A 25,761-nucleotide genomic window follows, 5' to 3' on the forward strand; every position below is an offset into this window, starting at 1 on the left:
GACTGGTCGCGTGTTCGTACCCTCTTTCCCTGACGCGATGCGACGAAAGGATCATGTATGCCCACGGGTAAGGACAGCAGCGGCGGCTCGGGGGGCAACGGCGGCGGGCGTCGCGGCGGCGGAACCGGGGGAGGCCCCACCGGGCCGGGCGGCGGCAGCAACGGCGGGACCAACCGGCGCAATGCCTACTGCTCGTTCTGCCGGAAGAGCTACCGAGACGTCGGCCCGCTCGTCGAAGGTCCCGGAGATGTCTACATCTGCGGCGAATGCATCGAGCTTTGCCAGTCGATCCTCGACCAGGAACGCAAACGTCGGGGGGTGCCCAAGGCCCTCTTCACCGATATTCCGGCCCCCCGGGAAATCAAGGAACAACTCGACCAGTACGTCATCGGCCAGGACCGCGCCAAGAAGGTTCTCTCGGTCGCCGTGCACAACCACTACAAGCGGCTCGTGCTGGGCGAGGAAGGGGGCTCCGATGTCGAACTCGACAAGTCGAACATCCTCCTGATCGGCCCGACCGGTTGCGGGAAGACCCTGCTCGCTCGCACCCTGGCCCGCATCCTCAACGTGCCGTTCGCCATCGGCGACGCCACGACCTTGACCGAGGCCGGCTACGTCGGCGAGGACGTCGAGAACATCCTGTTGAAGCTCCTGCACGCGGCTGACTTCGACCTCGAAGCCGCGCAGCGAGGGATCATCTACATCGACGAGATCGACAAGATCGGCAAGACCTCGCACAACGTCTCGATCACCCGAGACGTCTCTGGCGAGGGGGTGCAGCAGGCACTCTTGAAGATGCTCGAAGGGACGATCGCCAACGTTCCTCCCCAGGGGGGGCGCAAGCACCCCGAGCAGCAGTACATCCAGATGGACACGTCGAACATCCTGTTCATCTGCGGCGGCACGTTCGTCGGTCTCGACAATTTGATCGCCCGCCGCGTCGGCCGCAAGACCATCGGCTTCGGTGGCCAGACCAAGAGCGAGCACGACAACGAAATCGGCTCGCTGCTCGACAAGGTCACGAGCGACGACATCCTCGAATTCGGCATGATTCCCGAGTTCGTCGGCCGATTGCCGGTGATCTGCCCCTTGCAGCCGCTCGACGTGAGTGCCCTGGTTCAGATCCTCACCGAGCCGCGCAACGCCCTGGTCAAGCAGTACCAGAAGCTCTTCGAGATGGAAGGGGCTGAGGTCGAGTTCACCGAAGACGCCCTGGCCGAGATTGCCAGGCGAGCCAAGGAGAAGGACACCGGCGCCCGGGGGCTCCGCTCGATCGTCGAGGAGATCATGCTCGACATCATGTTCGACCTGCCCGACATCGAGGAGAAATCGCGATACGTGGTCACTCCCGAGGTCGTCCGCAAGGAACACAATCTGTTTGATCGATCGGCTCCCTTGAGCTCGGCCAAGGCGTCATCGTCCGGCGACTCGTCCGACGATTCGGAAAGCGATTCTGACGCCGCTGAGCGGAAGAAGGAAAGCGCCTAAGTTTTTGGCGGTTGCCACGGAATGTGAAGAAGGACGCGAACGGCCTGGCCCGATTCGCGTCCTTCGTTTTATTTGATTACGTGAGGGAGATGCTGTCCGACTCGATGACGGATCAACGCCGGCCGGGGGGCAGGCTCTCACGCTCGATCTCCTTTTCGACATGGGCGAGGTCTTCGTCCTTGCCGGCGATGAGGATCGTGTCGGAATCCTTCAGCGGGGCGTCGGGGTCGGGGATCGGGATCATCTCGTCGCGCAGCATGTCGTGCACGGCGATGACCGAGAGGCGGTACTTGCGTGGTAATTCCAACTGCCGCAACGATCGGCCGATCCAAGGTGTGGGAACGGCCAGCTCCTGAATGCTCAGGGTGGTTCCCATGCGAATGTAATTGAGGATGCCTCGGCTGGCGATTCGAGTCGCCAGGCGAAGGGCACTTTCGCGTTCGGGAAAGATCGACTCGGTCACGCCGATCTTGTCCATGACCCTCGCGTGGTTGATTGAGATGACCTTGACGAAGATGTCTTCAACCTTCAAATCCTTCATGGCCATCGTGGCGAGGATGCTGGCGGTGATGTCGTCTCCGGTGGAGACGACGCCGACGTCGGCCTTTTCGGTCCCGAGCCGCTTGAGGGTCTCGATCTGTCGGCCGTCTCCCACGGCGGCTGTATTGACATAAGGGGCAATCCGGTCGACCGCGTCCTCGTCGGTGTCGACGGCGACGACCTCATGCCCTTGCTCGTGCAACTTGGCGGCAATCGTGTGGCCGAAGTTTCCCAGGCCGACGACGACGAAACGCTTCTTCTCCATCGGAGGCAAGCTCTCCCAATTGGCGGGGCAGGATCGAGGTGTCAGCCGATGACGACATCTTCCTGAGCGTATCGGAAATCGCCCAGCGGACGATAGGCCGCGACGGTCAAGGCCGAGGCGATTGTCGGCAGGCCGACACGGCCGAGGAACATCAGGGCCGTCATCATGAGCCTGCCGAGGCTGCTCAGCTCGGCCGTGATTCCCCGACTCAGGCCGACCGTATCGAACGCACTGACACATTCGAACATGGCGTCGAGGAACCGCTCCGGGGGGCTCCCCTCGCTGATGACGAGCAGAAGGATGCCACCGGTCACGAGGGCAAAGCCCAACACAATCAGGCCGACGGCCCGCTGGATCGTTTCTTCCGGCACGGTGCGCTTGAGAAATCCGGTCACCCGCTGCCCCCTGATCCGGGACCAGGCCAGCAAGCCGGGCAAGGCGACGGTCGTGACCTTCAACCCTCCGGCGGTCGAGCCGGGGGCGCCTCCGATGAACATCAGCAGAATCGTCAGAAAGCTCGCGCCGGCGGTCATCTCGGCATAATCAACATTATTGAAGCCGGCGGTTCTCGGGCTCACGCTCATGAACAGGGCGTTGATCGGTCGGGCCCATCCGGGCATGGTGTCGAGCGTGTTGTCCCACTCCAAGACGGCAAAGCCGATCCAACCGCTGACCAAGAGCAAGCCGGTCATCATCAGCACGATCTTCGAATGCAAGGAGACGCGGAAGCCTCGACGCGCTCGCCAGGCTCGAACGTTCATCCAGAGTTCTTCGAGCGTCAAGAACCCGAGTCCGCCGACGACGATGAGGATCATCAACAGGCTAAGTGTGATCGGCCAGGTCTGGAAGCTCATCACCGAGTCGCTGAAGGTCGAGAATCCGGCGTTGCAAAAGGCACTGATCGAGTGAAAGATCGCGTGTCCGACTCCCGCGATGATCCCGAACTGAGGCACCCAGACCAGGGCCAGCACGAAGGCTCCCAGCGCCTCAAAGGTCAAGGTAAAAAGGATGACGTGACGGGTCAGACCCCGATAATCGACGGTGGGAACCGCCTCGCGAGAACTTGCGGTGATCGCTTCCTGGCGGAGCGACGGACGCCCTCCGAGTGAAGCGATAAGGACCGTGGTGAAGGTGATCATTCCCAGGCCGCCGAACTGGATCAAGAGCAGGATCCAGAGCTTCCCCCAGATCGAGAAGTACGTCGCCGTGTCCACGATGATCAGGCCGGTGACACAGACCGCACTGGTTGCCATAAACAGCGAATCAATCCACCCCAGGCCCGGGTTTCCAGACGCGTAGAAAAAGGGAAGCAGGCGCAGTCCGAGGGTCCCGATGCCGATGAGGGTCAGGAAGCTGATGATAAAGAGCCACTCGGGCGTGATCTTCTCCCAGACGTTCCAGACCGAGACGCGCCGGGTCCGAGCGGCGGCGTCCAGCTCCCACTTGTAGATGCGACGACGGCGGGCCGGACTCACGGGCGGCAATCCTCCGGCCATCGACCGGAATACGGAACGGGAGGTCAGCAGACATCGCGTCTCTTGGCGCGATCAAACTGAGACACCAAGCGGGGAAGCCAGGCGAGTGACGGAGTTGCCAGTCAGGAGCGGTTCCCCTGGTGGACCTGGGGAATCGTGCCGGGATGGTGGCGGTCCTCACGCCGTCCAGAAGATCAGGAGAGTCGTTCGGCCACCTCGGCAGCGACGGCGGCGGTGAAGCTCTGGGTTGATTCCTTCCCCCCAAGGTCTCCGGTGCGGACCCCGCGGCGGAGCAGGTCAAGGGTGCCATCCTTGACCGCCTTGCCCACCCGGATCTCGCCCAGTTGATACAGCAGCAGGGAGAAGGCAAGGAAGATCGCCGTCGGGTTGGCCAACCCCTTGCCGGCGATGTCGGGGGCGGTGCCGTGTGCCGCGTCGAACAGCGCGACCCGGACCACGGCCGAGGTGTCGAACGCCAGGTTGGCGCTGGCGCCGATGCCGAGCGATCCGGCCAGGCCGCAGGCCATGTCCGAGAGAAAGTCGCCATACTCGTTCAGGACGAGGATCACCTGAAACGGCTCGGGCTTCATGATGAGCTTCGCCAAAAGGGCGTCGAACAGCTCGGAGTGGTGGGGAACCTCGGGGTATTCGTTGGCCACCGATTCGGCGACCTCTTGAAAAAGGCCGTCGGTGGCCTTCTGAATCGTGTATTTCGAGGCACTCGTAACGCTCTTGCCGGTCTTGCGGGCAAGGTTGAAGGCGTATCGAGCGGCTTCGAGGACCGGCTGGCGTTCCACGATCCGGAGGCTGACGGCGCCGCTGGTGCCGATCATTCGGCCGGGGTCGTCGTAAGTGCCTCCGGTAGCGATCCGGATGATGTCGACATCCAGCTCGCGACGGAAGTTGCTGGGAACCCCAGGCAGCGTGTAAACAGGACGATGGATGACTGAAAGATTGAGGCGTCGGCGGAGGATCTGATTGGGGCTTTCCTCGGCCGTGATCGTCGGGTGTTTCAGGGCGACGCGGTTGGTCTCGATCGAGGCGATCGCCTCGTCGTAAATCGACCCTTTGCGTGCCCTTCGGTTCTCCAGCGATAGATCGACCGGCTCGAAGTGCAGGTCGATGGGAAGCGCCTCGGCCAGGGTATGCACGGCCTCCGACAGTTCGGGGCCGATGCCGTCTCCCAGCAGCTCGGTGACCGTGTACGCCGCTCGCATCACTCGACGAATCCCCATCCGGCCCGAGCATTGCCGCGGGCGTACACCCTCCGCCGCGACACTGCGGACGCGATTGATCCGAGGATTGTAGAGGAGTGCAGGGAGGCCGTCAAACAGTTCACCTTGCTCGATGCCGGACCGTCCTTTCGGCAGGACGGATTCTCGATCGGAATCGGTGTCGGAGGCGCCGCCTGGAACGGTCACGCCGGGTTGGATGCCCTCGCCCGCAATTCCGGCGACTTGGCATGTGCCGGACCGTAGGGGTATAATCGAGGGTCATCTCGCGTCGATGGGCGATTCGGCAATGCCGGGGCTGCTCTCAGCCCGGCCGTCGGCAGCGAGTCTCCCCTTCAGTCCAGTCCTCGAACATCGGTCGCCCATCGACCCACACGGAGAGGTCCGATGTCCACCGCCGGGAAAGTCCTGTCGGTTCTGGTTGCCTTGATGATGCTCGTCTCGATCTATCTGCTCTCGATGGTCTCGCAGCTCAACCGAAGCTGGGGCCGCGGGATCGAGACGGTCTCCTCCCAACTTGAAGAGACCGAAGGGCAGGTGCGCCAGGCCAAATCCGACGCCTACGCGATCCAGAAACAGGTCGTCGCCGAACGACAGATCACCGACGCTCAACTCCGCTCCCTCAAGCTTCGCGTCGAGGACCTGGAGAATCGCGTCAGCGTTCTCAAAGAAGACCAGGTCCGTCTTCAGCTCCGCAACGATGACGAGGACGCGCTGCTTGCTCGGACGAATGAAACCATTGCGGGTCGAGATCAGGAACAGGCCGAGTTGCAGGCCCGTCTCGATGAACTGAATTCGCTTCGTGATCGACTCGCCGCGGAGAATTCGGAGCGGCTGGGTCGACTCTCGACCCTTCGCGATCGGCTCACGACGCTCCTTGCGGAAAATCAGGAACTGCTTCAGCAAGTTGCCAGTCGGTCCACCGCAGCCGATGGCTCGGAGAATACGGAGTAACTCGCTCTCGGTTCGAGCCATATCGAATGTGTACTCCCTCGAACCTGTCCTGAGTCCAGCCCGCTCGTTTTCCCGAATTCCCCAGAATTCGTTGGGATCGGGTGAGTGGCTGATGACCTTCGGGGCAGGTTCGGTTGATTGCCACCTCTGACCTTTTTTTTCCCCGAGATGGACCCTGATTGATGGTCGAGGACGGACCTCGCCCAGGATCTTCTGACGACCGCAACCACGACGCTGCCCCGATCACAACGCCTCGGTCCTCGATCATCGGTCCCGAATTCAAGGCGTCCGCCTGGGTTGGATTGATCGCCAACGCGAATTCCGGAGTCGGCGCGGGTCGCGATCGTGTGGCTCGCCTGGTTCGGGCCTTGAAGCGAAAAGGACTGGAGTGTCGTGTGGCATGGTCTCCGGCGGATCGGCTGGTCATGGTTGATCAGGCCTCGCGATCGCCGTCCTGTCGATGCCTCGTGGCGGTGGGAGGAGACGGCACGGTTTCAGCCCTGATCAACGAACACCCGACGGTGCCGATCTGCGTTCTGCCTGCCGGAACCGAGAATCTCTTTGCCCGCCATTTCGGCCTCTCTCGCCATCCCGAAGAGGCGGCCGAAACGATTGCTCACGGCAGAGCCATCAGCCTCGATCTTGGAGCTGCCAACGACCGGCGCTTCGCCTTGATGGCAGGCATCGGATTCGATGCCGAGATCGTCACCCGGCACCACCTGGCTCGGGTCGGTCATTCACAGCGGGTCCGGCCCACCAGTCGGGTGGCCTATGTCGAGCCGGTGCTTCGCGCGAGTTTTGAATACGAATTCCCGACCCTGACGGTCCGGGTCGAGGACCCTGAGCCTGCCGAGGTCTTCTCCGGTTCGATTGCCTTTGTCTTCAATCTGCCAAGTTATGCCCTCGGACTACCGATCGCTCCGACGGCCCGAGAGGACGACGGCTTGCTCGATCTGGTTGTCTTCCGAGACCCTGGCCCGCTGGCGGCCTTGCATTATCTCTGGCTGATTTTTCGGGGCCTGCACCTCGATCGCCCGGGGGTCTGGCACCGTCGGGTCCGTCGCGTCTCGGTCTCCTCCGACGTCTCCATCCCGGTTCAGCTCGACGGCGACCCCGGCGGATCGATCAATCCGAGCGCCCCGACTCCCTGGACGGCCCAGGTGTTGCCCCGCGCAGTGACTCTGCTCGTGCCTGCGAGTTATTCCAACTCGATGCTGGTCTCCTGAGGCTGGTCGCGCCCGACTCCTCGAGCTCGGCGAATCGCCTCGTCGGCCGAAGGGAGGGGCAGAACCAACCTCCTGACCGGAGCCCGGAGGGTTTGTGCTCCCGAAGACGCAGGCGGATGACCCGGCTCCGGAGTTGCTACCGAATCCATCGGCGGCTCGATTGCGGTCGTAGGGGTGGTCGGTTCTGGGACCGGTGGAATCTCAGCGCCGGTCTGCGGAGAGTCGATCGGGGTTGGCGCTCGGTGCGTGTCGGGGCCGGGAACGAGTGTCGGCGCAGATCGAAACAGGGCGTCCGTTTGCAGGAGCAGGTCGGAGGGAGTGACCGGGTCGGGAATGCTTGAGATCGGTTCGGCTGGACCGTGGCCTGGTTCCACCGTCATCCTCGGTGGCGGCACCAAATGAATGGGCGGAGGAGGGCGGAAGGCCCGGAAGAGTCCCCGAAGGCCGCGACGATCCGGTTGGGGAGGCTGCCGAATCGGTTCGATGGGAGCGTGGGACGCTGGACCGACTGGAGGAACGGTCGGAGCGGAAGGCATCTCAAGGAGAGGTTGCGGGGCTTCGTTCGCCGCTGAAGACGGCTCCGGGAGAATCACGGGAGCACTTGAGAACGGCGGAAGACCATGAGGAGTGGGAGGCGGATCGGGGGCCAGATCGCCTTGATCCACTCTCAACGGATCGGCCATATCCGCAATGGGCTTCGCCCCGTCGGCGATGGCGGAACCTTGCGCTGAAATCGAGGACTCGTCACTTCGGTAGCGATCGAGCAAGTCTCCGGGGTTGAAGGTGTCGGGCAGTTCGTCCATTGGCCTGGCGATCATCGCATCGGCCGTTGTGCGTCCCTCATCCTTCGGCGATGCGGGAACGGATTCCGGAATCAAAGGCGACAGAATCGCCGGATTGAAGGCCGGTGGAGGCCCCGGAATGGGGGGCGGAACCAACGGGGCCTCGACGGGGGCCGATCGGGTTTGGATGGTCTGAGCATCAACAGGAGCCGATTGCGATGCCGACGCCGCCTCTGGCGCTCGATTCGCCTGCAAGTCCGGATCGGTGACCGTGATCAAGGCGGCGTCTGCGCGACCATTCGGGAACTCAATCGTCAGCCGGAGCGGGGTCGAGGTTGATCGATCATCGAGGAGGGTTACGACGGTTGGCGGGGGCGACTCGAAGGTCTCGGTTGGCTCATCAGCCCCACCTTGCCTGGCGGAGCGTTCGGGAAGCGGGGGCGATGGTGGTGGGGACGTCCGGCCGGGGAGGTATCCTCCGAGCAGCAACAGCCAGCCTCCCGCGACAAAGAGGGTCGGCAGAACGAGCGGATGGTGATGAATCGGGATTGCGCCGGACCGGCGTTCGGAAGATTGCATCGCTCATCCTCTCAGATCGAGGGTCGGTCGGTTGTTGGGCTCGGCTTTCCCTCCAGTGGGTTGTATCGGAATCAACGATTGCAGGGGTGAGCGGTTTTGCGGGAAGACAAGGGGATTGTTCAATAGGGGGAGCGTGCCTGGTCACTCGCCCAATCCCGAATCATCCCCGATCAGGCCGCCCCTTGCTTGGCCGCGGCCGGACAGGTGGGAAGGATGAGGGTGAAGGTTGAGCCCTTGCCGGGACGGCTCTCGGCCCGGAGCCGACCGTGATGAGCTTCGACGATCTCTCGGCAGACGGGCAATCCGAGCCCCGTCCCGCCAAGGCCCGAGGCGTCGGGGCCGGTCTTGGTTGTGAAGAAGGGTTCAAAGATGCGTCGAAGGTCTCCGGGGGCGATTCCGGTTCCGGTGTCGGCGATGGAAAGCTCGGCGCGTCGGCCGGTCCTGTCCGAGCCGACCCGGATGCTCAGGGTGCCGCCTTCGGGCATCGCCTGTCGAGCATTGATGACCAGGTTAAGCAAGACCTGCTGGATCTGAGCCGGATTGGTCTGGGAGTGGGGTCGGCCGTCGGCCTTGTAGTCGAGGACGATCCGATGCTTTTGAAGGTCCTTGGTGACAAGAAGCAGGACCTCATCGGTCAGACGGACCAGGTCGGTGACGCTCTTGCGGTCGGCCCGGGGGCGAGCCAGGCCGAGGATGCCGCCGGCGATGGCGGTCGCTCGGTTCGCTCCGTCGAGAATTTTCTGGAAGGCGCGGTCGCGGTACTCCGGGTCCTTGCTTCGCTGGCCGAGCTTGGCGTAGTTGAGCACCGGCATCAACGCGTTATTCAGCTCGTGGCAGACACTTCCGGCCAGGACTCCCAAAGCGCTGACACGCTGCAGTTCGACAACCTGTCGGCGGAGGGTCTCGACCTCCTCCCGCAGCGCAGCCAGCTCGGTCGACGATCCGGAAGACCGGTTCGATGGCGACGGCATGGCGAGTTCCCCCCTCTGCTGGCCGACGAGCCCTCTCGACACTGCAAGCACCAGGGGGTTCTATCGGCAACGGATGGGGCGGTTGTTCAGCCGGGACGGGTCGCTCGGCCCGATCGAGCCTTGGAATCGCGGCCTCCGTCATCGCCGGATTGATTGAACGGGATGACCTCGTCGAGCCATCCCTTCCGGTCGATCGGGTCAGGCACCGGCATCAGGGCGTTTCGGCGTCGGTCTCGGTGGCAGAGCCGTTCTCGGTGTCGGTGTCGGTGTCGGTGTCCGCTTCCGGTTCATCCGGTTCAATGGCAGGCGGATCAACGGGCGGGGGAGGGGGGCCGAACGGATCGTCGAAGACCAGCGCGTTGGCCCGCAGCAAGTTGCCGACCGACTGAGGCGTGGTGTTGCTCCGGGAGTAGGAGAAGATGGCGCGAGCGACTTCTCCCTTGGTCTCGTAGAGCTTGCCGAGGTTCGAGTCGGCCCCGAGTCGAAGCAAGGTTGCCGGGCGTCCCCGGACGGCTCGGGCATTGGTCGGGGGGAGCTTCAGGGCTTGCTCGAACAGATTGATTGCCTGATCGGGCATGGTGTCGTCGAGCTGAGCGAGGCCGAGGAAGTAGGTCGAGAACAGGTCGATCGACTCCTGGATCTCCTGGCGAACCTCGGCAGGAATCTGGGCGGCCTCTTCCATGCCGGCCACCCGGCGGAACCGGGCTCGGGTGAATTCCTGCTTGGCGTCGGCCAGGTCGCCGCGAAGCTGTCGGAGCCGAGCACCCAGGAGCGGGAAGTCGGGGCTGAAGTAAAAGTTGACGAACTGGATCGCCCGGACATATGCCGGGTCGTTGAACAGGGCGTACTCGACATTCAAGGGCAGATCCCACAGCTCGACCGTGTCGAGCCGATCGCCAAGGGCCGAAGCCCAGGCGTCTCGCTGCTCGGCGGGGTCGCGATGCAGGACCATCCGGTTCGCTCCGGCCAGATCGTTCTGCAGGAGCCGCATTTTGGGGGCAAAGTAGCCCCGACTGGAGTCGAGGTACACGCGGACGGTGTCCAGATTGGCTGCATTCGTCGCATAGGGAATCGAAGGGGCGGGCAGATCCAGACGATCCAGAACGATTGCCTCGGTCGCGGCCTGTTCGAGGGTGGCGATTCCCTGGCCGTCGGGGCCGGGAATGGCCAGGCCGATCCGGGTGTCAAACAGATAGGGGGTGCCGTCGATCAACGCGGCGCAGGTCCAGTAATAGGGCTCCTCAGCATCGTCAACCGGATAGCCGAGCATCGCCACGTCGACCCCGATCTGTCGGCAGAGGGCCATGAACGTCCACGAGCGATCGGCCCAGAGATCGCCCGGAATCTCCGAGCCGAAACCTCGGATGATCACATCGTAAGGCCGGGCAGGGACCGGGTTGACCCCCTGAGCCACCAGCGCCTCGGGCATCGGCGCTTCGGGGGGCACGAGCTGGACGTTCTGGACCGTCCAGTCAAAGAGCCTGCCCACGCGGTCGAACATCGAGCCTGGCCCGGCGACCCGAGAGGCGATGTTGTGGTAGAGCAGGCAGTCCTCAATGTGCCTTGCGTCCTTCAGCTCAAAGGCTCGATTCTCGAAATCGCTCGTCTGAAAGGGAGACTCGGCCAGTTGCTCATCAAGGTACGCTCGGGTCTCGTTCGGGAGCTGGAAATCGCTGTCGGGGTTGGACTTGAAGTAGTTATTCAGGTTCGCGGTGGCGATCGAGATATTCTGGCCGCCGGGAGTCAGCGGGGCCCGTTCAAGCAGGGTCACCACGTTGCGGAGCAAGGCCTCGCGCATTTCGGCGTCCATGCCGACCCCTCGGAAGGCATCGGCCCCTCGACTGGCCACGCCGTTGGATCGGTCCGCCCGGCCCGGATCGCGCGATCCTCCGGACAACGGGCGGGGAGGCGCGTCGTTGCCGCCGCAGCCGAGGGTCATTGCGCCGAGGATCAGGCCCAGCCCGATCGGGAGGAATTGCCAGCGGGATGATCGCCTTCGCACGGGGGTCGCTCTCCGGGTGCGTCGTCGCGTGGTGCGGACTCGTGGGAACGTTCGGTTCGACGGGGCACGAATCTCCGATGCATCGCATCGTTCTGGATCCGAGGAAGACCCCCGACTTATTGTGACCGATTTCGGGTCGCTCGGCGAGTCGTGCCTGGGTGAAGGGTCTCAACTCACCGCATGGATATTCTCCGCTACGATGTCCGGTGGCCGATGGTTCGAAGCCGATCAACGGGGTTGGGAGGTCTCCTCGATGGCCGCTCGAATCCGAAGGCAAGTGCGCATCAAGGGTTCCAGATCGTCGAGACGAAGCGCGTTGGGTCCATCGGAAAGCGCCTCCTCAGGTTTCGGGTGCACCTCCAGAAAGAGGGCATCACACCCGGCGGCCACGGCCGCGCGAGCAAGAAACGGGACCATTTCCCGCTCTCCGCTTGTGACCCCCTGGCCGGCACTCGGAAGCTGAACCGAGTGGGTCGCGTCGAAGACCACCGGAGCGCCGGTCTTCTGCATGATCGGGATGGCCCGAAAGTCGTTGACCAGGCGTCCGTAGCCGAAGGTCGTCCCCCGCTCGGTCAGCAAGACTCGGGAGGCCCCAGCCGCCTGAAGCTTGGCAACGACGTGCTCCATGTCCCAGGGAGCCATGAATTGCCCCTTCTTGACGTTCACGGCGCGCTTCGTCTCGGCGCAAGCAAGGAGCAGGTCGGTCTGCCGGGCGAGGAAGGCCGGAATCTGAAGCAAATCGACAACCGAGGCGACCGGCTCGGCCTGGATCGACTCATGCACGTCGGTCGTCACCGGCAGTCCGGTTGCGCCTTTGATCCGCTCGAAGGTCCGCAGGCCCTCGTCGACCCCTGGCCCTCGGAAGCTCCCCTTCGACGTGCGGTTGGCCTTGTCGAACGAGGCCTTGAAGACGACTGGAATGCCCAGGTCGTCCCGGAGCCTCGCCAGGCGATCGGCGATCCGATCGGTCAGGTCGCCCGGCTCGATCACGCAAGGTCCAGCGATCAGGGCCAGGGGCTGCCCCCGGCCGATTCGGCTTGGGCCGATGGACACGGGATTCTCAGGGGGGCTCACGGGGCGTGTCCTTTCTCGATTCAAGCCTTCGGGCGCGATCGTTGGGGTGTCGGGTTCGTTCCGCGAATCTTACCAGGCCAGCCGGAACCAGCCAGCCCGGTTCGTGGTCCTGTCTGATTGGGGAGACGGGCGGTCGCATCGCCCCCTGGCTCCGGTCGGCCGATCGGTGTAGGTTACGGCTTTGACCACCGGAGCCGGAACTAAGGACCCGAGCCGGTCGCGTCATTGATCCCGCTCTCTGGAAGGACAACCCCCGATGCGTCTGCTAACCGTCGCTACGGAACGTGGCCCGAGGGCGTGCGCCGAGCGAGACGGCCGCTACGTCGATCTCAACGCCGCTGATCCGGCCGTTCCATCCTCCGTCCGCGACCTCCTTGCCGAGGGTCCTGAGGGCCTGGCCCGAGCCCGCCAGGCTGCCTCGACCGGCTCGGTGAGCCTTGATCCCAAAGCTTCGCGATTGCTGGCCCCGGTGCCCGACCCTCGCAAAATCATCTGCCTCGGCCTTAACTACCGCGACCACGCAATTGAGACCGGTGCGAAGATCCCCGAAGAGCCGATCCTCTTTAGCAAGTACCCGACCTCCTTGATTGGTCATGAGGCTCCGATCCAGGTGCCGAAAGTCTGCCATGAGGTCGATTACGAGGCCGAACTGGTCATTGTCATCGGCCTTCCCGGTCGGGACATTCCCGCCTCTGAAGCGATGGACCACGTCGCCGGCTATGCCGTCGGCCACGACGTTTCGGCCCGAGACTGGCAGCTGCGCAAGCCCGGCGGTCAGTGGATGTCTGGCAAGACGTTCGACACCTTTGCCCCCGTCGGTCCTTACCTCGTCACTGCCGACGAGGTTCCCGACCCCCACAGTCTGGGCATCCGGCTGCGACTCAACGGCCGCCTGATGCAGGACTCCAGCACCTCGCAACTGATCTTCCGGGTCCCCGAGACGATCGCCTACCTCTCCCAGATCATGACTCTCGAACCCGGCGACCTGATCTTTACCGGCACCCCTCCCGGCGTCGGCATGGCCCGCAAACCCCCCGTCTGGCTCAAGCCCGGCGACGTTGTCGAGGTTGAGATCGACGGCCTCGGCACCCTCCGTAACTCGGTCGAAGCGCGGCCGTGACGGATGTTGCACTCCCGGAAACCCGCCACGACTCCTCAGCCCACACGCGGTCTTCCGGGTGGACGGGCAGATTCAGAGGCGTCCGGGAATCGATCGACGAGGCCGACATGCTCGTCGTCATCGGAGGAGTCGTCATCGGGTAATCCCTCTCCGGCGCTTCATCCCAGTCATCACTCGGGGCAACGAGCCGCGTTGATGACTCCTCCCAATCCCGATGATCCCAGTCTCCGGAGCGTGGGATCGGACGAGTCGGTCGTTCTTGCCGGCGACATTGCCGGGAGCGTTGAACGGACACTATCAGAGTCTGGAGCACTGGATCGATGATCGGATTCCTTCGCCTCGTTGCCGTGCTTCTGGTGATCCCAGCATCGGACAACGCTCCCGAGCAGGCCGACGACCTGGCTCGCCATCAAGGGACCTGGGCCGTCGAGCGGTCGGTCCGGGATGGCAAGGACGGGCCGGTCGAGGTGATGAAGGAGATCGTCCGGGTAGTCGACGGAAACCGGATCGTCTGGAAACGCTCGGGCGATTCCTTCGCCGCAACAACGTTCGAGCTGGATCCAGACGCCGACCCGAAGACGATCGACCTGATTCCTGAAGGCGGGCGGAATCGGGGGGATCGGGTGCTTGGAATCTACCGGTTCGACGACGATCGGTTGGTCATTTGCACGGCGGATGCCGGCAAGGCTCGGCCGACTCGCTTCGCCGCGGAACAGGGAGACGGACAGACGCTGATGACCTTCCGGCCCGTCGAGGCCGAAGCCACCGTTCCTTGAGGAAACGCAACATCCTCGGAAGTGATTTGGCCGGAGCGGTTTCCGGGCGGGGACTTGTTCCGAGAGCCATCGGGGGGGACAATGTTCAACGTCGGGTCAACGCGCGGGACGCACCATCGCCGATGCCCAGCCCGACGCGACCGATCCTGCCAGGTGCTTTGTCTTTCGGGACGAGGCCCATCCCCCCATTGACCACCCGAACGCCCGATCCGTCCCGCGTGCTCGACGCGGAGGCGAGCCGGGCCGCAGGAGTGCGCCGCGCAATGACGACCCCGATCGACCCCTCGGAACGGCTCGATGTGCCGTTCTCGGCTCCGTTCGTGCATCGCTTGCGGATGACCCGAGACGTGCTTGGTGACGATTCCGAAGTGCTCGCCGAACTGCTAGAGCCTTCTGGAGACCGGCTCGCCCGCGTCCAGTTCTGGGTTGATGGCCCGGTCGCCGAGGCCCGGCCAGGACTGCTCGACGCGCTTAGCTCCTTCGCCCATCGCTACGCCGATCGGCTCCACGTTGTGGGCGACCCGATCTTCGTGACCGGTGGCGAAGGGATCAAGAACGATATTCAGGGCCTGGAGCAGATGCTCCGCGCGTTCAATGAGGCCGATCTCGATCGCCGCAGCTACATTGTGGTAATCGGCGGTGGCGCCGTCCTCGATGCCGTCGGCTTCGCCGCGGCGATCGCCCACCGAGGGATCCGCCTCGTTCGGTTGCCAACCACCACGCTCGCCCAGGCCGATTCGGGTGTCGGGGTGAAAAATGCCGTCAACCTCTTCGGCAAGAAAAACTGGCTTGGCGCATTCGCCGTCCCCTGGGCGGTGGTGAACGATGAGGCCTTGCTCGAATCGTTGCCCGATCGCGACTATGTTTCCGGCTTCTCCGAGGCGGTGAAAGTCTCCTTGCTCAAGGACCCGGATGCGTTCGATCGTCTTTGCCAGAACGCCGCCCGTATCCGCCGACGGGACCCTGAGGCTTCCCGATCCGCCATCCGAGACTCGGTCCGGATGCACCTGAACCACATCACCCGAGGGGGTGACCCCTTCGAGGCGCTCGAAGCCCGTCCGCTCGACTTCGGCCACTGGTCGGCCCACAAGCTTGAGCCGCTCAGCGGATTCTCCCTCCGCCACGGCGAAGCGGTTGGGATCGGCGTGGCGATCGACACGGTCTATTCCTCGATCGCGCTTGGCCTCGATCCGCTCGTGGCCGATCGCGTGCTCCAGTGTCTGGCCGATCTGGGCCTGCCGCTCGATGACCCCGCGCTGGACGAGACAGACCACCTGTTCCTTGGCCTGGAAGAGTTCCGCCAGCACCTCGGCGGTCGGCTGACCCTGACGATGGTTCCCGCAGTCGGCCGGCTGATCGACGTGCATGAAGTCGACGGCGACGCCATGCGATCAGCCATCGCTCAGGTTCGCGATCGCGCCCGAAGCCTCGGTACCCCCCGGGTCGAGCGCACCGGAGCCCCAATCCATCCTGGTGGTTGCGCAGGGCAGGCGAAGGAGACTGGCCGACGGGAGACCTTGCTCTGGGCAGGACGTTGAAGCCGTCCCTCAGTTTTCGCTACGATCATTTCCTTCCTCCCCCCCACGGTCCCACCGAGCCCGACGGCCTGTGTTCGCCATGCCCCGACGCCGATCTCCCGTCGACACGACGGGGACTTTCTTCCGACTCGATCAATTGCAGCCTCCCTTGAACTGGCCCGAGTTTTTCGGCAATGAAGGGCCGGTCGAGGTGGAGGTTGGTCCGGGCAAGGGGGTGTATCTCGCCCATGCCGGCGCGGAGCAACCGGAGACGAACTTTGTTGGCGTTGAGCTGGCGAAGAAGTACGCAGCCCTGGCCGCCCAGCGTGTCGTGAAGGCGGGGCTCGGGAATGTCCGGGTCGTGGCTGGTGATGCGCAAAAATTCCTCGATGAGTTCGTGCCTGATCGGTCGATCGAGGTCCTGCACGTTTACTTCCCCGACCCCTGGTGGAAGAAGCGGCACCGCAAGCGACGGGTGGTCAACGAGCGGTTCGTTGCTCGGGCGTCGAAGGTGGTGAAGGTGGGAGGAGAGCTTCGCCTGATGACCGACGTCGAGGAGTATTTCCGGGAGAGTGTGGCCTTGATCTCCGCACATCCGGGGTTCGAGCCGATCGACGAGTCTCGGGTCGAGGCCGGCGACGCCTGGCAGATCCAGACGAACTTTGCCAATAAATTCCGGGTCGAGGGCCGGCCGTTCTTCGGCGAACGGTATCGGGTGCTCGCGACCGTCGAGGCTTGATCTGGTCGGGAAGGCTCGGGTCGGGTAGGCTCCCGATCCGAGGAAGGTCGGGCGGATTACGCAAAGGATCGCAGGCAAGGAGGCCGGAGCGATGAAGATTCAGCACCCTTTGCTGTTTTCGACCGTCGGAACGGTCGGGGCGTGGGGCATCCGTCGGCTTGTCGGGTCGAACCATTTCCATTTCCGCTACGAGGACCCGAGGGTCAATCCCGAGGTCGCCCGACGGCTCGGCACGCGTTACATTTATGCCTTCTTCCATGAGGTCATGCTCTTTCCAGCCTACTTCTGGGCCTGGCCTGAGATGCAGATCCTCATCAGCGACCACCGGGACGGCGAGTACATCACCCGGGTCGTCCGCAAGCTCGGCTTCGGGGTTGTCCGGGGCTCGACGACCCGAGGTGGTGCTCGGGCTCTCAAGGAGATGATCGCCCGGATCGACCGGGGTCATCTCTGCGTCACCCCCGATGGCCCCCGAGGCCCCCGGCGCCACGTCCATCAGGGATTGATCTACCTCGCTGCCAAAACCGGCTGGCCGATCGTCGGCGCAGGCATGGCCTTCCATCGCCCCTGGCGGGCCAATAGCTGGGACCGCTTCGCCGTCCCTCGGCCCTTCCGGGCGGCCTGCTGTGTTGCTCCGGCTCCCGTGGCGGTTCCGAGCGACATCGACCGCGAGGGGATCGAACACTACCGCCTTGAGGTCGAGGCCCGCATGAACCGCGCGACCGACGAGGCCGAGGCCTGGGTCGAGCACCTCTGAGCCTGCGAGGGTTGGCTCGTCACTCACTCCGCCACGCTCGGAGGAAAGCACGATCGGATCGGGCATCGGAAGCCGGGGAGGACGGTCGCCCCGTCCAGTCTCATCGCTGTCGTTCAGGACTCTGATCGACGCCGTCCCGTCGTAAACGTAGACCTGCCGAAGCTTTGGCAAGACGAGCCAGACGAGGGCCGATCCGGCGTTGAGACAATCGTGGACCCGATCGAGCACATCCTCGAACGGGTCGGATGGGCTGACGACCTCGACGGCGAGGTCCGGAACGACCTCCCAGCCGTTTTCCCGAGGAATCGCTTGGTCAAGCGGCCAACGACCGGCCGAGACAAACGCGACATCAGGCCGACGACGGAGCAGGGGGGCTCGTCACAGCGTAAAGAGCATTTCGGAAACGATAATCCCAGAGCCGTGGTCGTCAACGTAACGAGAGAGTTGGCTGTGGATTCGTGATACGATCCAGACGGATTCCGTCCCCATCGGCGGTTGCTCCACCAGTTGATCGTCAATGACCTCGAAGAATCCGTCGGGATCACCTGGTCGGAGATCGGCGTCGGTCGATGTGGAAGTCGCCATCGGTCAGCCTCCCGGAGCCCTGGCCGGCTTGGGGTCGTCCTGGCCGGTCCCTTCCAGTTTACCAGCCCGACGCACGGTCGTTCATTGGGAGTCCAACGGTTCGCCTCTCGAATGGTCGAATCGCGCGTTGACTCCGAGCGATGCGGGCCGCACAATGGAAGGGCCGGCGAGGTATCGCTCGCACGTTTCCTCTCATGTGAACAGTTGATGAATCGGTTGGCTTTCGTTCCCCCCGCCCTGGTGTTGGTCGTCGCACCGGACGAGGCCATCCGATGAGCGACCCCACGTCGCGCCGGAGCTTTGGCGAGCCCATGCAACCCTTCTCTCATCTCTCGACCGAAAGTTCTCGCTGGAAGCCCGTTTACGAGGACCTGCTGCGCATCGTCCTTTCCAGCGGGGCGCATGGTCAGATTGTGGACGTCCGTGATGCGCTGCGGGGGGTGGTCAAGGCTGATCGCCCCCTGGTCATGATGTGCCCGCACCCCGACGACGGGGCCATTACCGCGGCTTGCATGCTCCACGAATTCGCCGTGGAGCGCGGTTTGCCGGTCATCGAGGTGCTCGTCTTCGCGGGAGAGCGGAACGTCGATGCCCCTTGGTTGAACAACCAGAAGAAAGTCACTGTCCGCGAAAAGGAATTCCGACTCGAATGTGACGTCTTGGGCGCTGAGCCGGTCTGCTGGGACCTTGACGCCTACCGGAGCCCCGGCTACCGTCCCACGGCCGCCGACCTCGACAAGATCGTTGGCTGGTTCGATCAGCGGAAGCCCGGCGCCCTGATCATCCCCCCGGCGACCGATGCCCACATGGCCCACCGGATGACCCGATGCTTCGCCGCCATTGGCCTGATCGGCGCCGGCCTGAGCGACACGATGGTCATGAGCGGTTGGACCCCCTGGGGCCCCTTGCCCCAGCCGAACGCCTTCTTCACCTACGACGAGCAGGCCGAACGCACCAAGGAATGGGCGATCAACTGCCACGCCTCGCAGGTCAAGCTGACCGATTACACGGAATTCTGCAACCATCTCGGCCGGGCCTACGCCGCCTTGACCCGAGAATGGTCCGAGGGGCACAGCCTCTCCGGCGGCCGACCCTCTCGGGCCGATGTGAACTCCGTCGGTGTTGAACTGTTTCGCATTGAGCGCTTCGATCCCACCCGCGCCGATCTGCTCGCCAGCGACCCCATCCAGATCGCCCTGGGCATCCTCGGTGGCCACCTCGACCCGTCGAACCTGCAGGATCTCGTTCCCGCCACGGCCTGAGGGTGAGCCATTAGCCCTCAGGCCTCCCCCATTCGCACCGAACCCTCTGCCTTGCCTCAAACCGTCCGTTGGTTCTCTGGAAGGAAAAAAAAGGCCCACGATGCCCGCCCCGTCCCCCGCTCGCTCAATCGACCTTGACGGCACCTCTGTCCTGATCTTCGACGACTCGGCCGCTGCCTGCCTGGCCGCGGCCGAGCAGATCGCCGACCTCGTCCGATCCACCGTCACTCAGCAAGGCAAGGCCGTGCTTGGCCTGGCCACCGGAGGAACACCTGTTCCGGTTTACAAGGGGATGGTCGAGCAGCATCACGCCGGCCGGCTCTCGTTCGCCGAGGTCTCGACCTTCAACCTCGACGAATACTATCCCATGTCGCCGCTCGACTCGCAGAGCTACCGGACCTACATGCACCGGCATCTCTTCTCCCAGGTCGATCTCGCGCCGAACCGCGCTCATGTGCCTGATGGCACCGTGCCCGAGTCGGCCCTTGAGGCCTATGGCGCCTCGTACGATCGCTGGATCGAGGCCGAAGGGGGGCTCGACCTGCAACTGCTCGGCCTTGGCCGCAACGGGCACATCGGGTTTAACGAACCGGCCGATCTCGACACCGAGACGGCGCTGAAGCTCCCCACGCGCCCTGTCTCGCTCCACCCCACAACCATCGCCGACGCCGCCGGCGATTTCGGAGGCGAATCACGTGTCCCTCGCCGGGCTTTGACGATGGGGACCGCTGCCATCCTCTCGGCCCGCCGGATCCTCGTCCTTGCCTTTGGCGCCAAAAAGGCTGAGGCCGTCGCCCAGTCCCTCACCGGCCCGATGACTGCGCAGGTGCCCGGCTCTCTCCTCCGATCCGCCGGCAGCCGAGTCACCTGGATGCTCGATCCCGAAGCCGCCTCGCAGCTTCCTGGCCAGGCTTGATCATCGTCGCAGCGATTTGGAACCGCTTGACTCGTTATGGGTGCGGTGTTGGCGTCGGGAATACCTCCTCAACCGTCCGGGCGGATCGGCAGGTAACCCTGGAAGTCGATCGAGTCGGGGTCGGGCTTCCGGTACGTGATCGGTTTGGGTTCGAGCCACTCGACCACTCGGTCCTTGATCGCGTAGGCGAAGAAGTGGTTCCCCTTCGGGTTATAGTGCCCGATGAAGTACTGCTTCATGTAATCGCCGTACTCCCATCCCGAGCGGCGAAAGTCCTGGAGGTGGACCTCATTCATGTCGAAGTAGGCGAATCCCTCGCCCGTCAAGAAATCGACAATCTCCTGATCGTACCGTTCCTCCCCTCGCCTCAACTGATCCAACGTCTGATAGGGGTCAAAGAGGACAACCAGGAGCTTTTTCCCACGCTCCTCGGCGAACGCTCGGGCCTTTTCCAGGACGAGCTTCGTGGCCCGGAAGGCGTATCGATCCAGCAGGGCACCCGCCTGTGCCCGCATGTTCGCCTCGTCGTCCCAGTCGATCGGGAAATCGAGGATGGCGGCCAGGCGATCGGTCCTGTCTCGGTCCAGGTCTTGGATAGACCCCAGCTTGAACGCAAAGAGTTGCAAGGCGAGATCATCCCGAAGATGCTCGACCATCCATTCGGGATCGCACATGCGATAAAGTGACTCAGGGGTCGTCAGCAAATTCTCCCGCTCGACAAGTTCCCCCGAATCAAAGTCCATTTCCAGGTTGGGCCAGAAGTTGTTGTGGAACATCCGCCCTCCCTTGTGGTCCCACCTCGGGTAGATGATCGCGTGGCGGCACCGCAGCAAACTGCGGATGTGGTCGTCACCCCAGATGTAGAAGATGAGGTATTCGGCACCGTGGTCGGTCGACTCCTCACGAACCATCCTCCGATACGCCTGATAGGCCCCGTAGCCCCCCATGCCGAAGTTGCGGATCGGCTCGCCGAGGTGAGCGGCCAGGTACTCTTGCCAGGTCTCACCGTCGCTGACCTGATGGCACTGCGTGAAGCTGTCGCCGTACGTGTTGATCCGGCAAGGCCGATCGACGTACATGAAGGCCGTCCGTGCACCGTCGGGCCGAGCCGTCGAGAGGGTCGCGCTGCCGTCGATGCCGTCGGTCGGGAGGTAGTTGCCCAGTCGATAGCCGAGTTCCGGATCGAACTGGGCCCAGCTCGGACCCTTGAGGAACTGGTCAATCACGGCTCTCGGGACGGCGCTGGCCCGGAGATACTCGGTGAAGGTTGGCAACTCCGACGCTTGCTGTGCGTCGAGGGTCGTGGCAGGGATGAGGCAAATCCCCAGCATAATAGCCCTGGTCAGGCGACTCATCATTCGCGGCACTCCCCCGAGATCGACGCGCTTCACCGCGGAGACCAGGGCGCCCGCACCCTTGGGCTGACCCTCCCCACCGGAATCCTCTCGCCATGCTAAGGGACGATCCGGCTGGTGGCCAGAGTTCGGCGTGTCCAGGGCGACTCGATCGTATCGGGAAAGGGAGGGGAAGCCGCTCAGAGCAAGATGCTCAGACCACCTCGTTCCACAGGTCCACGCCCTTCAGCGATTTGGGCGACTCGCCGTATCGGAAGGCTGCCCAGACGAGTAATCCCGTTGTCAGCCCCACCCCGAAGCAAATGACCGGGGCGTTGAAGATGACGAGAAACGAGACCGGCGGGAGCACCAACAGCCCACCGAGCAACGGAGAGACCAGGCCGACCGCGGCCCAGACCAACGGCCGTCTCGGCCCGAGCAGAGCGGCAAGAGTCGTCCAGAGCAAGACGGACGCTCCCATCAGGATCACGGCCATCACCGCAACGTTGAGCCTCGCTTCATACCCCTCTGTCACGGGACCACCCGAAAGCAAGGTCCAACCGAGCCCGCCCATGAGAGCCGCGATCACGATGACGGTCACAAACACGCCAGGCCGCCGAACCATCGCACACCTCCTGCGGTGAAACGTGGTCTCGCTACGAAAAAAAGGCCACGCAATGCGTGGCCAGATCAACACCGAGACGGACTCAAAGCACCCCCACGGGGATTCGAACCCCGGTCCCATGGCTGAGAACCATGTATCCTAGGCCTCTAGACGATGGGGGCATAACAATGTGTCATCAAGATAGAAAACACAGTCTCTACCTTGATGACGGTCAAATTTTACCCGGCGTGTTCAACCTCGGCAAGTCGCTCGCCCCGAAAAATTCGACAGGGAAACACCGCGCTCGCGGTTCGGGGACCTCGTCGTTGCGTCTGAGGCCCGATAGAATAAGACTCATTACGGTTGACGATCGAGCATCGCAAGTCTTGCCGCCTCCGGTGATCAGGAGTGCCGGGCTCGTCCCGACCCATTTAAATGTCGCCGGATCACGATGAGATCGGTTCGGATCAGAGCCCGCCATGCCAGAGCTTTCCTTGAACGGCAGGTATCTCTACCACGACGATCAAGGCCTCCGCGACGGGATGCCTCTGGTCTTCTTGCCGGGTTTGGGAGGCGACCACCGAGCCTTTGCTGTGGCGATCCGGCACTTTGCGAAGCGATTCCGGGTCCTCGGCCTCGATCACCGCGACTCCGGCCGCAGCGATCGCGACCCCTCGGGCTACACCATCGCCGACCTGGCGGACGATGCGGCTGGCGTCTTGGACGCCCTCAACCTCGAGCCCGCCATCGTTGTCGGTCAGTCGATGGGGGGGCTCATCGCCCAGGAGCTGGCCCTGCGCCACCCCGACCGGGTCCGAGCTCTGGTCCTCGCTTCCTCTCATGCCGGAACCGACGTCTGGCGACGCGTCTTGCTCCAGTCCTGGATCGACCTACGACGGAAGTGCGAGCCGGCCGAGTTCACCCGCCTGGTCATGCCCTGGCTCGTCGGTCCCGCCTTCCTCGAACATCCTGCGCAGGTCGAGGGCCTGATCCGGTTCGCCGAGCGGAACGAATTTCCCCAGGATGCCGAGGCCTACGCTCGCCAGGCTCGGGCTGCGCTGGAGCATGAAGCCCGCAACCGCGTCGGCCAAATCACGGTGCCGACACTCGTCCTCGTCGGAGATCGTGACCTGGTCAACCCTCCTGAGAAGTCGGCCGAGCTAGCTCGTCTGATTTCCGGAGCCCGGCTCATTGAACTGCCCGAGGTCGGCCACCTTCCGCACATCGAGGCCGGGTTGACGTTTCGAAAGACGATTGAAACGTTCGTCGAATCGCTCTGAACGGTTCGTCTGACCTCCGTTGATACTATTGAGAGACACGCCCAATCTCGATGCGAGTATTTGCTCCTGGGTCCATGTGATGAAATCCCCATCCCTCAAATCCTTGAAGCAGAACGCCCGACATGGTCGGACCGCACGATCGTCGATCGGTCTGGTCGTCCGCGCGGCCCTGGGTGATGACGTCTTGCGGCTGTTGTCGCATGAGCCGGGGGCTCGCCAGTTCCGCCCCGAGGACATCCACCAGATGCGGACCTCGGTTCGCCGCCTCCGCTCCGATCTTCGCTTCTTCCGACCGATGCTGGACGATCCGGCCCTCCGGCCGATCCGCGATGAGCTACGATGGCTGGCCGGCGTGCTGGGCGTCGTACGCGACCTCGACGTCCTCGAAGATCGCCTGCGAGCTGCCGTCGTAGCACTCGACTGCGTCGGGCCGAGTGATCCCCTCTTCGAAGAAATTGACCGCCGCCGGCAATTGCACCGATCAACCCTCGGCGCCGCCCTCGATGGCGATCGCTACGCCTCGCTTCGCGCCGCGATCATCGCCGAGGCACGAACCCCGACCCTGGCCGATGGCCACGATCGACCCGCCGGAGCCGTCCTGGCCGATCGCCTCGGCCGCGACTGGCGACGGTTCCTCGATGCCCTGGAAGCCTCCTCGCCCGACGCTCCGATCGCAACACTTCACGAATTTCGAAAGCAGGCCAAGCGGACCCGATATGCCGCCGAGTCGGTCGCCGACTGGCTGGGCCGCCCCGCCGGAACCGGAGCGAAACGCATCGGCCGACGGGCGAAGCAGGTGCAGGAAATCCTCGGCCTCTCCCAGGATGCTCACGTCGCCATCGCCTTTATTGAGGATCTGATGCAAGGGCTTCCGGCCGACGGCCCCAGCCGCGATGCCGCCATCGCACTCCTTGATCGTCAAGCCGTTGAGGCCGAGGAGGCCCTGTCTCAGTACCGATCGCTCCGAGATCGAATGCTCCATGATTGATCTGCGTCAGGAACACTCGGCCGATCGTCGTGCCTGGCTGTTCCGAGGGGCGCTCGGTGTGGCCACCTTGACGATGCTTTCGCTCTCGTGGCCGATCTGGGTTGGCTCTGACAGCCTTTTCCCTCGCGTGCCGTTTCTGCCGGGACTGCCGGAACCCCCCTGGCTCCGTTTCGTGCTATTCAGCGTGCTGGTTGGCTCGATCCTCGGGGGGATCCTTCGCAGGCGATGCCTCCTGATCGGGCTGCTTCCCCTCGCGTACCTGATCGCCGGAGACCAGCACCGATTTCAACCGTGGGCGTATCAATACGCCCTCATGTCGATGGCGCTGGGGACCTTGCCCTCGGCTCGGGCGCTCGGCCTTTGCCGGGCCTTGTTAATCGCCTTGTATGTTCACTCGGGGCTTTCGAAGCTGGATGTCACCTTTCCCGGAGAGGTTGGGGCCGCCTTCCTGATCCAGCTCACCGCTCCGCTCGGAACCGACGTGATGAGCTGGCCCGGTCCGGTACGGACCGCGGCCGCCCTGATGATGCCGATGGTCGAGTTGCTGGTGGGTGTTGGCCTGGCCTTCCGAACGACCCGGCCGGTCGCTCTCGTGGGCGCGGTCCTCATGCACGCGACCCTAATAACCCTGCTTGGCCCCTGGGGCCTGGATCACAGCACGATCGTTGTCGTCTGGAACAGCGCCTTGATTGTCGAAGGGTTGATCCTGTTCGCCCGAACCGGATCAGGGCGTTCGATCGCTCCGATGGAGCCGATGCCTCGTGCTGGTCGGGTGGTTGTCGCCGTCTTTGCCCTGGCCATCACCTTGCCAGGTCTGGAACGATGGGGAGCCTGGGATTCCTGGCCGTCCTTCGCCCTGTACGCCAGCCATGCCGAGCGCGTCTACGTGTTTCTCCATGAAGATGATTTGCCACAATACCCCGACGAGGTGCGTCGTCATCTCCGCCCGCCGATGCTGGGCGATCCGTGGCATCGGCTCGACCTGACCTCCTGGAGCCGGGCGGGTCGAGGAACGCCACCGTATCCGCAGGCTCGGGCGGCGGTCGGCGTGGCGGAGGCCCTGGCCAATCGGGTCGGTTCGGGACATCCGGTCCGCCTGGTCGTCTGGGGACGGGCCGCGCGGTTTTCTGGGCGTCGGGAGCGTCGCGAGGCCATCGGACCCGAGGCGATCGGACGTCTTGCCGACACATTTTTCCTGAATGCTCATCCCGCCCGATCGGACGGTTGAGGCATGCAACTTGCCCAGGCGTCTCCGGCCGACAGACTTGAATCGAATGGATCCAAGGCGTCTCCCG

24 protein-coding genes, 1 tRNA gene and 1 pseudogene are annotated in these 25,761 nt (G+C 63.8%); 13 read left to right on the forward strand and 13 right to left on the reverse strand.

Annotated elements, in window-relative coordinates; genetic code table 11:
- Positions 1-57 precede the first annotated feature (57 nt).
- A complete protein-coding gene (clpX, locus tag HG800_RS02775) occupies positions 58-1,488 on the forward strand; it encodes an ATP-dependent Clp protease ATP-binding subunit ClpX (RefSeq protein ID WP_169973554.1) in 1,431 nt (476 codons plus the stop codon).
- 112 nt (positions 1,489-1,600) lie between these two features.
- On the opposite strand, the gene HG800_RS02780 is transcribed toward clpX, so the two are convergent.
- The 3 genes from HG800_RS02780 to HG800_RS02790 form a co-directional block, all read right to left on the reverse strand.
- Positions 1,601-2,293, reverse strand: coding sequence for a potassium channel family protein (locus HG800_RS02780; protein ID WP_169973556.1), 693 nt, complete (start codon positions 2,291-2,293; stop codon positions 1,601-1,603).
- A 41-nt stretch (positions 2,294-2,334) separates the two neighbouring features.
- Complete coding sequence (locus HG800_RS02785; protein WP_206352113.1) at positions 2,335-3,768, reverse strand: TrkH family potassium uptake protein; 1,434 nt, start codon at positions 3,766-3,768, stop codon at positions 2,335-2,337.
- A 194-nt stretch (positions 3,769-3,962) separates the two neighbouring features.
- Positions 3,963-4,985: an isocitrate/isopropylmalate family dehydrogenase gene (locus HG800_RS02790; protein ID WP_169973560.1), complete on the reverse strand. Its 1,023-nt coding sequence runs from the start codon at positions 4,983-4,985 to the stop codon at positions 3,963-3,965.
- Between the two features lie 402 nt (positions 4,986-5,387).
- On the opposite strand from HG800_RS02790, the gene HG800_RS02795 reads away from it, so the two are divergent.
- A complete protein-coding gene (locus HG800_RS02795; RefSeq protein WP_169973561.1) occupies positions 5,388-5,954 on the forward strand; it encodes a hypothetical protein in 567 nt (188 codons plus the stop codon).
- Positions 5,955-6,136: 182 nt separating this feature from the next.
- Positions 6,137-7,180, forward strand: coding sequence for a diacylglycerol/lipid kinase family protein (locus HG800_RS02800; protein WP_169973563.1), 1,044 nt, complete (start codon positions 6,137-6,139; stop codon positions 7,178-7,180).
- Here HG800_RS02800 and HG800_RS02805 read toward each other — a convergent pair.
- The 5 genes from HG800_RS02805 to kdsA all read right to left on the reverse strand — a co-directional run bounded on the left by HG800_RS02805 (position 7,153) and on the right by kdsA (position 12,588).
- A complete protein-coding gene (locus HG800_RS02805; protein WP_169973565.1) occupies positions 7,153-8,541 on the reverse strand; it encodes a hypothetical protein in 1,389 nt (462 codons plus the stop codon). The two genes, HG800_RS02800 and HG800_RS02805, sit on opposite strands and share 28 nt — an antisense overlap.
- 170 nt (positions 8,542-8,711) lie before the next feature.
- Entirely contained in the window at positions 8,712-9,512 is an 801-nt protein-coding gene (locus HG800_RS02810) for a sensor histidine kinase (protein ID WP_169973567.1), read from the reverse strand.
- Positions 9,513-9,598: 86 nt separating this feature from the next.
- Positions 9,599-9,724, reverse strand: coding sequence for a hypothetical protein (locus HG800_RS27885; RefSeq protein WP_261345880.1), 126 nt, complete (start codon positions 9,722-9,724; stop codon positions 9,599-9,601).
- Positions 9,724-11,514 (reverse strand): tetratricopeptide repeat protein, encoded by a 1,791-nt coding sequence (locus HG800_RS02815; protein ID WP_169973569.1) that lies wholly within the window; start codon positions 11,512-11,514, stop codon positions 9,724-9,726. Before HG800_RS02815 ends, HG800_RS27885 begins: the two co-directional genes overlap by 1 nt.
- Positions 11,515-11,742: 228 nt before the next feature.
- Complete coding sequence (kdsA, locus tag HG800_RS02820; protein WP_169973571.1) at positions 11,743-12,588, reverse strand: 3-deoxy-8-phosphooctulonate synthase; 846 nt, start codon at positions 12,586-12,588, stop codon at positions 11,743-11,745.
- Between the two features lie 256 nt (positions 12,589-12,844).
- Here kdsA and HG800_RS02825 point away from each other — a divergent pair, with 256 nt between their 5' ends.
- The 5 genes from HG800_RS02825 to HG800_RS02845 all read left to right on the forward strand — a co-directional run bounded on the left by HG800_RS02825 (position 12,845) and on the right by HG800_RS02845 (position 17,497).
- Positions 12,845-13,708, forward strand: coding sequence for a fumarylacetoacetate hydrolase family protein (locus tag HG800_RS02825; RefSeq protein WP_169973573.1), 864 nt, complete (start codon positions 12,845-12,847; stop codon positions 13,706-13,708).
- 320 nt (positions 13,709-14,028) lie between these two features.
- Complete coding sequence (locus tag HG800_RS02830; RefSeq protein ID WP_169973575.1) at positions 14,029-14,484, forward strand: TIGR03067 domain-containing protein; 456 nt, start codon at positions 14,029-14,031, stop codon at positions 14,482-14,484.
- Between the two features lie 263 nt (positions 14,485-14,747).
- Complete coding sequence (locus tag HG800_RS02835) at positions 14,748-16,022, forward strand: 3-dehydroquinate synthase (RefSeq protein WP_169973577.1); 1,275 nt, start codon at positions 14,748-14,750, stop codon at positions 16,020-16,022.
- 79 nt (positions 16,023-16,101) lie between these two features.
- Complete coding sequence (gene trmB, locus HG800_RS02840; RefSeq protein WP_169973579.1) at positions 16,102-16,740, forward strand: tRNA (guanosine(46)-N7)-methyltransferase TrmB; 639 nt, start codon at positions 16,102-16,104, stop codon at positions 16,738-16,740.
- A 91-nt stretch (positions 16,741-16,831) separates the two neighbouring features.
- Positions 16,832-17,497: a lysophospholipid acyltransferase family protein gene (locus HG800_RS02845; RefSeq protein WP_169973581.1), complete on the forward strand. Its 666-nt coding sequence runs from the start codon at positions 16,832-16,834 to the stop codon at positions 17,495-17,497.
- 144 nt (positions 17,498-17,641) lie between these two features.
- Here the strand turns inward: HG800_RS02845 and HG800_RS28360 are convergent.
- Together HG800_RS28360 and HG800_RS28130 are read right to left on the reverse strand one after the other, a co-directional pair.
- Positions 17,642-17,866 (reverse strand): annotated as a pseudogene (locus tag HG800_RS28360) (Uma2 family endonuclease); the annotation flags it as partial.
- 9 nt (positions 17,867-17,875) lie between these two features.
- Positions 17,876-18,082 carry a Uma2 family endonuclease gene (locus HG800_RS28130; protein ID WP_169973583.1) on the reverse strand — a complete coding sequence of 69 codons (207 nt, stop codon included), beginning with the start codon at positions 18,080-18,082 and terminating at the stop codon, positions 17,876-17,878.
- A gap of 272 nt (positions 18,083-18,354) precedes the next feature.
- Here HG800_RS28130 and HG800_RS02860 point away from each other — a divergent pair, with 272 nt between their 5' ends.
- Positions 18,355-19,344 carry a PIG-L deacetylase family protein gene (locus tag HG800_RS02860; protein WP_235963224.1) on the forward strand — a complete coding sequence of 330 codons (990 nt, stop codon included), beginning with the start codon at positions 18,355-18,357 and terminating at the stop codon, positions 19,342-19,344.
- Positions 19,345-19,444: 100 nt separating this feature from the next.
- Entirely contained in the window at positions 19,445-20,260 is an 816-nt protein-coding gene (locus HG800_RS02865; RefSeq protein ID WP_169973585.1) for a glucosamine-6-phosphate deaminase, read from the forward strand.
- Between the two features lie 68 nt (positions 20,261-20,328).
- Here HG800_RS02865 and HG800_RS02870 read toward each other — a convergent pair whose 3' ends face one another.
- The 3 genes from HG800_RS02870 to HG800_RS02880 form a co-directional block, all read right to left on the reverse strand.
- Entirely contained in the window at positions 20,329-21,618 is a 1,290-nt protein-coding gene (locus HG800_RS02870) for a hypothetical protein (protein WP_169973587.1), read from the reverse strand.
- Between the two features lie 190 nt (positions 21,619-21,808).
- Positions 21,809-22,219 (reverse strand): hypothetical protein, encoded by a 411-nt coding sequence (locus HG800_RS02875; RefSeq protein WP_169973589.1) that lies wholly within the window; start codon positions 22,217-22,219, stop codon positions 21,809-21,811.
- 88 nt (positions 22,220-22,307) lie between these two features.
- Positions 22,308-22,380, reverse strand: a tRNA-Glu gene (locus tag HG800_RS02880).
- Positions 22,381-22,677: 297 nt separating this feature from the next.
- On the opposite strand from HG800_RS02880, the gene HG800_RS02885 reads away from it, so the two are divergent.
- From HG800_RS02885 to HG800_RS02895, 3 genes are all read left to right on the forward strand, one after another.
- Positions 22,678-23,478 (forward strand): alpha/beta fold hydrolase, encoded by an 801-nt coding sequence (locus HG800_RS02885; protein ID WP_169973591.1) that lies wholly within the window; start codon positions 22,678-22,680, stop codon positions 23,476-23,478.
- A gap of 79 nt (positions 23,479-23,557) precedes the next feature.
- Positions 23,558-24,466, forward strand: coding sequence for a CHAD domain-containing protein (locus tag HG800_RS02890; RefSeq protein ID WP_169973593.1), 909 nt, complete (start codon positions 23,558-23,560; stop codon positions 24,464-24,466).
- Positions 24,459-25,694: a DoxX family protein gene (locus HG800_RS02895; protein WP_169973595.1), complete on the forward strand. Its 1,236-nt coding sequence runs from the start codon at positions 24,459-24,461 to the stop codon at positions 25,692-25,694. Before HG800_RS02890 ends, HG800_RS02895 begins: the two co-directional genes overlap by 8 nt.
- The last annotated feature ends 67 nt before the right edge of the window (positions 25,695-25,761 follow it).

This window comes from Tautonia rosea, assembly GCF_012958305.1.
In the GTDB taxonomy this organism is placed as follows: Bacteria; Planctomycetota; Planctomycetia; order Isosphaerales; family Isosphaeraceae; genus Tautonia; species Tautonia rosea.

What these genes read in the sequence shown, in the direction of transcription:
- clpX (WP_169973554.1), top strand. Translation starts at nt 58, where the DNA reads ATGCCCACGGGTAAGGACAGCAGCGGCGGCTCGGGGGGCAACGGCGGC.
- HG800_RS02780 (WP_169973556.1), bottom strand. Translation starts at nt 2,293, where the DNA reads ATGGAGAAGAAGCGTTTCGTCGTCGTCGGCCTGGGAAACTTCGGCCAC.
- HG800_RS02790 (WP_169973560.1), bottom strand. Translation starts at nt 4,985, where the DNA reads ATGCGAGCGGCGTACACGGTCACCGAGCTGCTGGGAGACGGCATCGGC.
- HG800_RS02795 (WP_169973561.1), top strand. Translation starts at nt 5,388, where the DNA reads ATGTCCACCGCCGGGAAAGTCCTGTCGGTTCTGGTTGCCTTGATGATG.
- HG800_RS02800 (WP_169973563.1), top strand. Translation starts at nt 6,137, where the DNA reads ATGGTCGAGGACGGACCTCGCCCAGGATCTTCTGACGACCGCAACCAC.
- HG800_RS02805 (WP_169973565.1), bottom strand. Translation starts at nt 8,541, where the DNA reads ATGCAATCTTCCGAACGCCGGTCCGGCGCAATCCCGATTCATCACCAT.
- HG800_RS02810 (WP_169973567.1), bottom strand. Translation starts at nt 9,512, where the DNA reads ATGCCGTCGCCATCGAACCGGTCTTCCGGATCGTCGACCGAGCTGGCT.
- HG800_RS27885 (WP_261345880.1), bottom strand. Translation starts at nt 9,724, where the DNA reads ATGCCGGTGCCTGACCCGATCGACCGGAAGGGATGGCTCGACGAGGTC.
- HG800_RS02825 (WP_169973573.1), top strand. Translation starts at nt 12,845, where the DNA reads ATGCGTCTGCTAACCGTCGCTACGGAACGTGGCCCGAGGGCGTGCGCC.
- HG800_RS02830 (WP_169973575.1), top strand. Translation starts at nt 14,029, where the DNA reads ATGATCGGATTCCTTCGCCTCGTTGCCGTGCTTCTGGTGATCCCAGCA.
- HG800_RS02835 (WP_169973577.1), top strand. Translation starts at nt 14,748, where the DNA reads ATGACGACCCCGATCGACCCCTCGGAACGGCTCGATGTGCCGTTCTCG.
- trmB (WP_169973579.1), top strand. Translation starts at nt 16,102, where the DNA reads ATGCCCCGACGCCGATCTCCCGTCGACACGACGGGGACTTTCTTCCGA.
- HG800_RS02845 (WP_169973581.1), top strand. Translation starts at nt 16,832, where the DNA reads ATGAAGATTCAGCACCCTTTGCTGTTTTCGACCGTCGGAACGGTCGGG.
- HG800_RS28130 (WP_169973583.1), bottom strand. Translation starts at nt 18,082, where the DNA reads ATGGCGACTTCCACATCGACCGACGCCGATCTCCGACCAGGTGATCCC.
- HG800_RS02860 (WP_235963224.1), top strand. Translation starts at nt 18,355, where the DNA reads ATGAGCGACCCCACGTCGCGCCGGAGCTTTGGCGAGCCCATGCAACCC.
- HG800_RS02865 (WP_169973585.1), top strand. Translation starts at nt 19,445, where the DNA reads ATGCCCGCCCCGTCCCCCGCTCGCTCAATCGACCTTGACGGCACCTCT.
- HG800_RS02870 (WP_169973587.1), bottom strand. Translation starts at nt 21,618, where the DNA reads ATGATGAGTCGCCTGACCAGGGCTATTATGCTGGGGATTTGCCTCATC.
- HG800_RS02875 (WP_169973589.1), bottom strand. Translation starts at nt 22,219, where the DNA reads ATGGTTCGGCGGCCTGGCGTGTTTGTGACCGTCATCGTGATCGCGGCT.
- HG800_RS02885 (WP_169973591.1), top strand. Translation starts at nt 22,678, where the DNA reads ATGCCAGAGCTTTCCTTGAACGGCAGGTATCTCTACCACGACGATCAA.
- HG800_RS02890 (WP_169973593.1), top strand. Translation starts at nt 23,558, where the DNA reads ATGAAATCCCCATCCCTCAAATCCTTGAAGCAGAACGCCCGACATGGT.
- HG800_RS02895 (WP_169973595.1), top strand. Translation starts at nt 24,459, where the DNA reads ATGATTGATCTGCGTCAGGAACACTCGGCCGATCGTCGTGCCTGGCTG.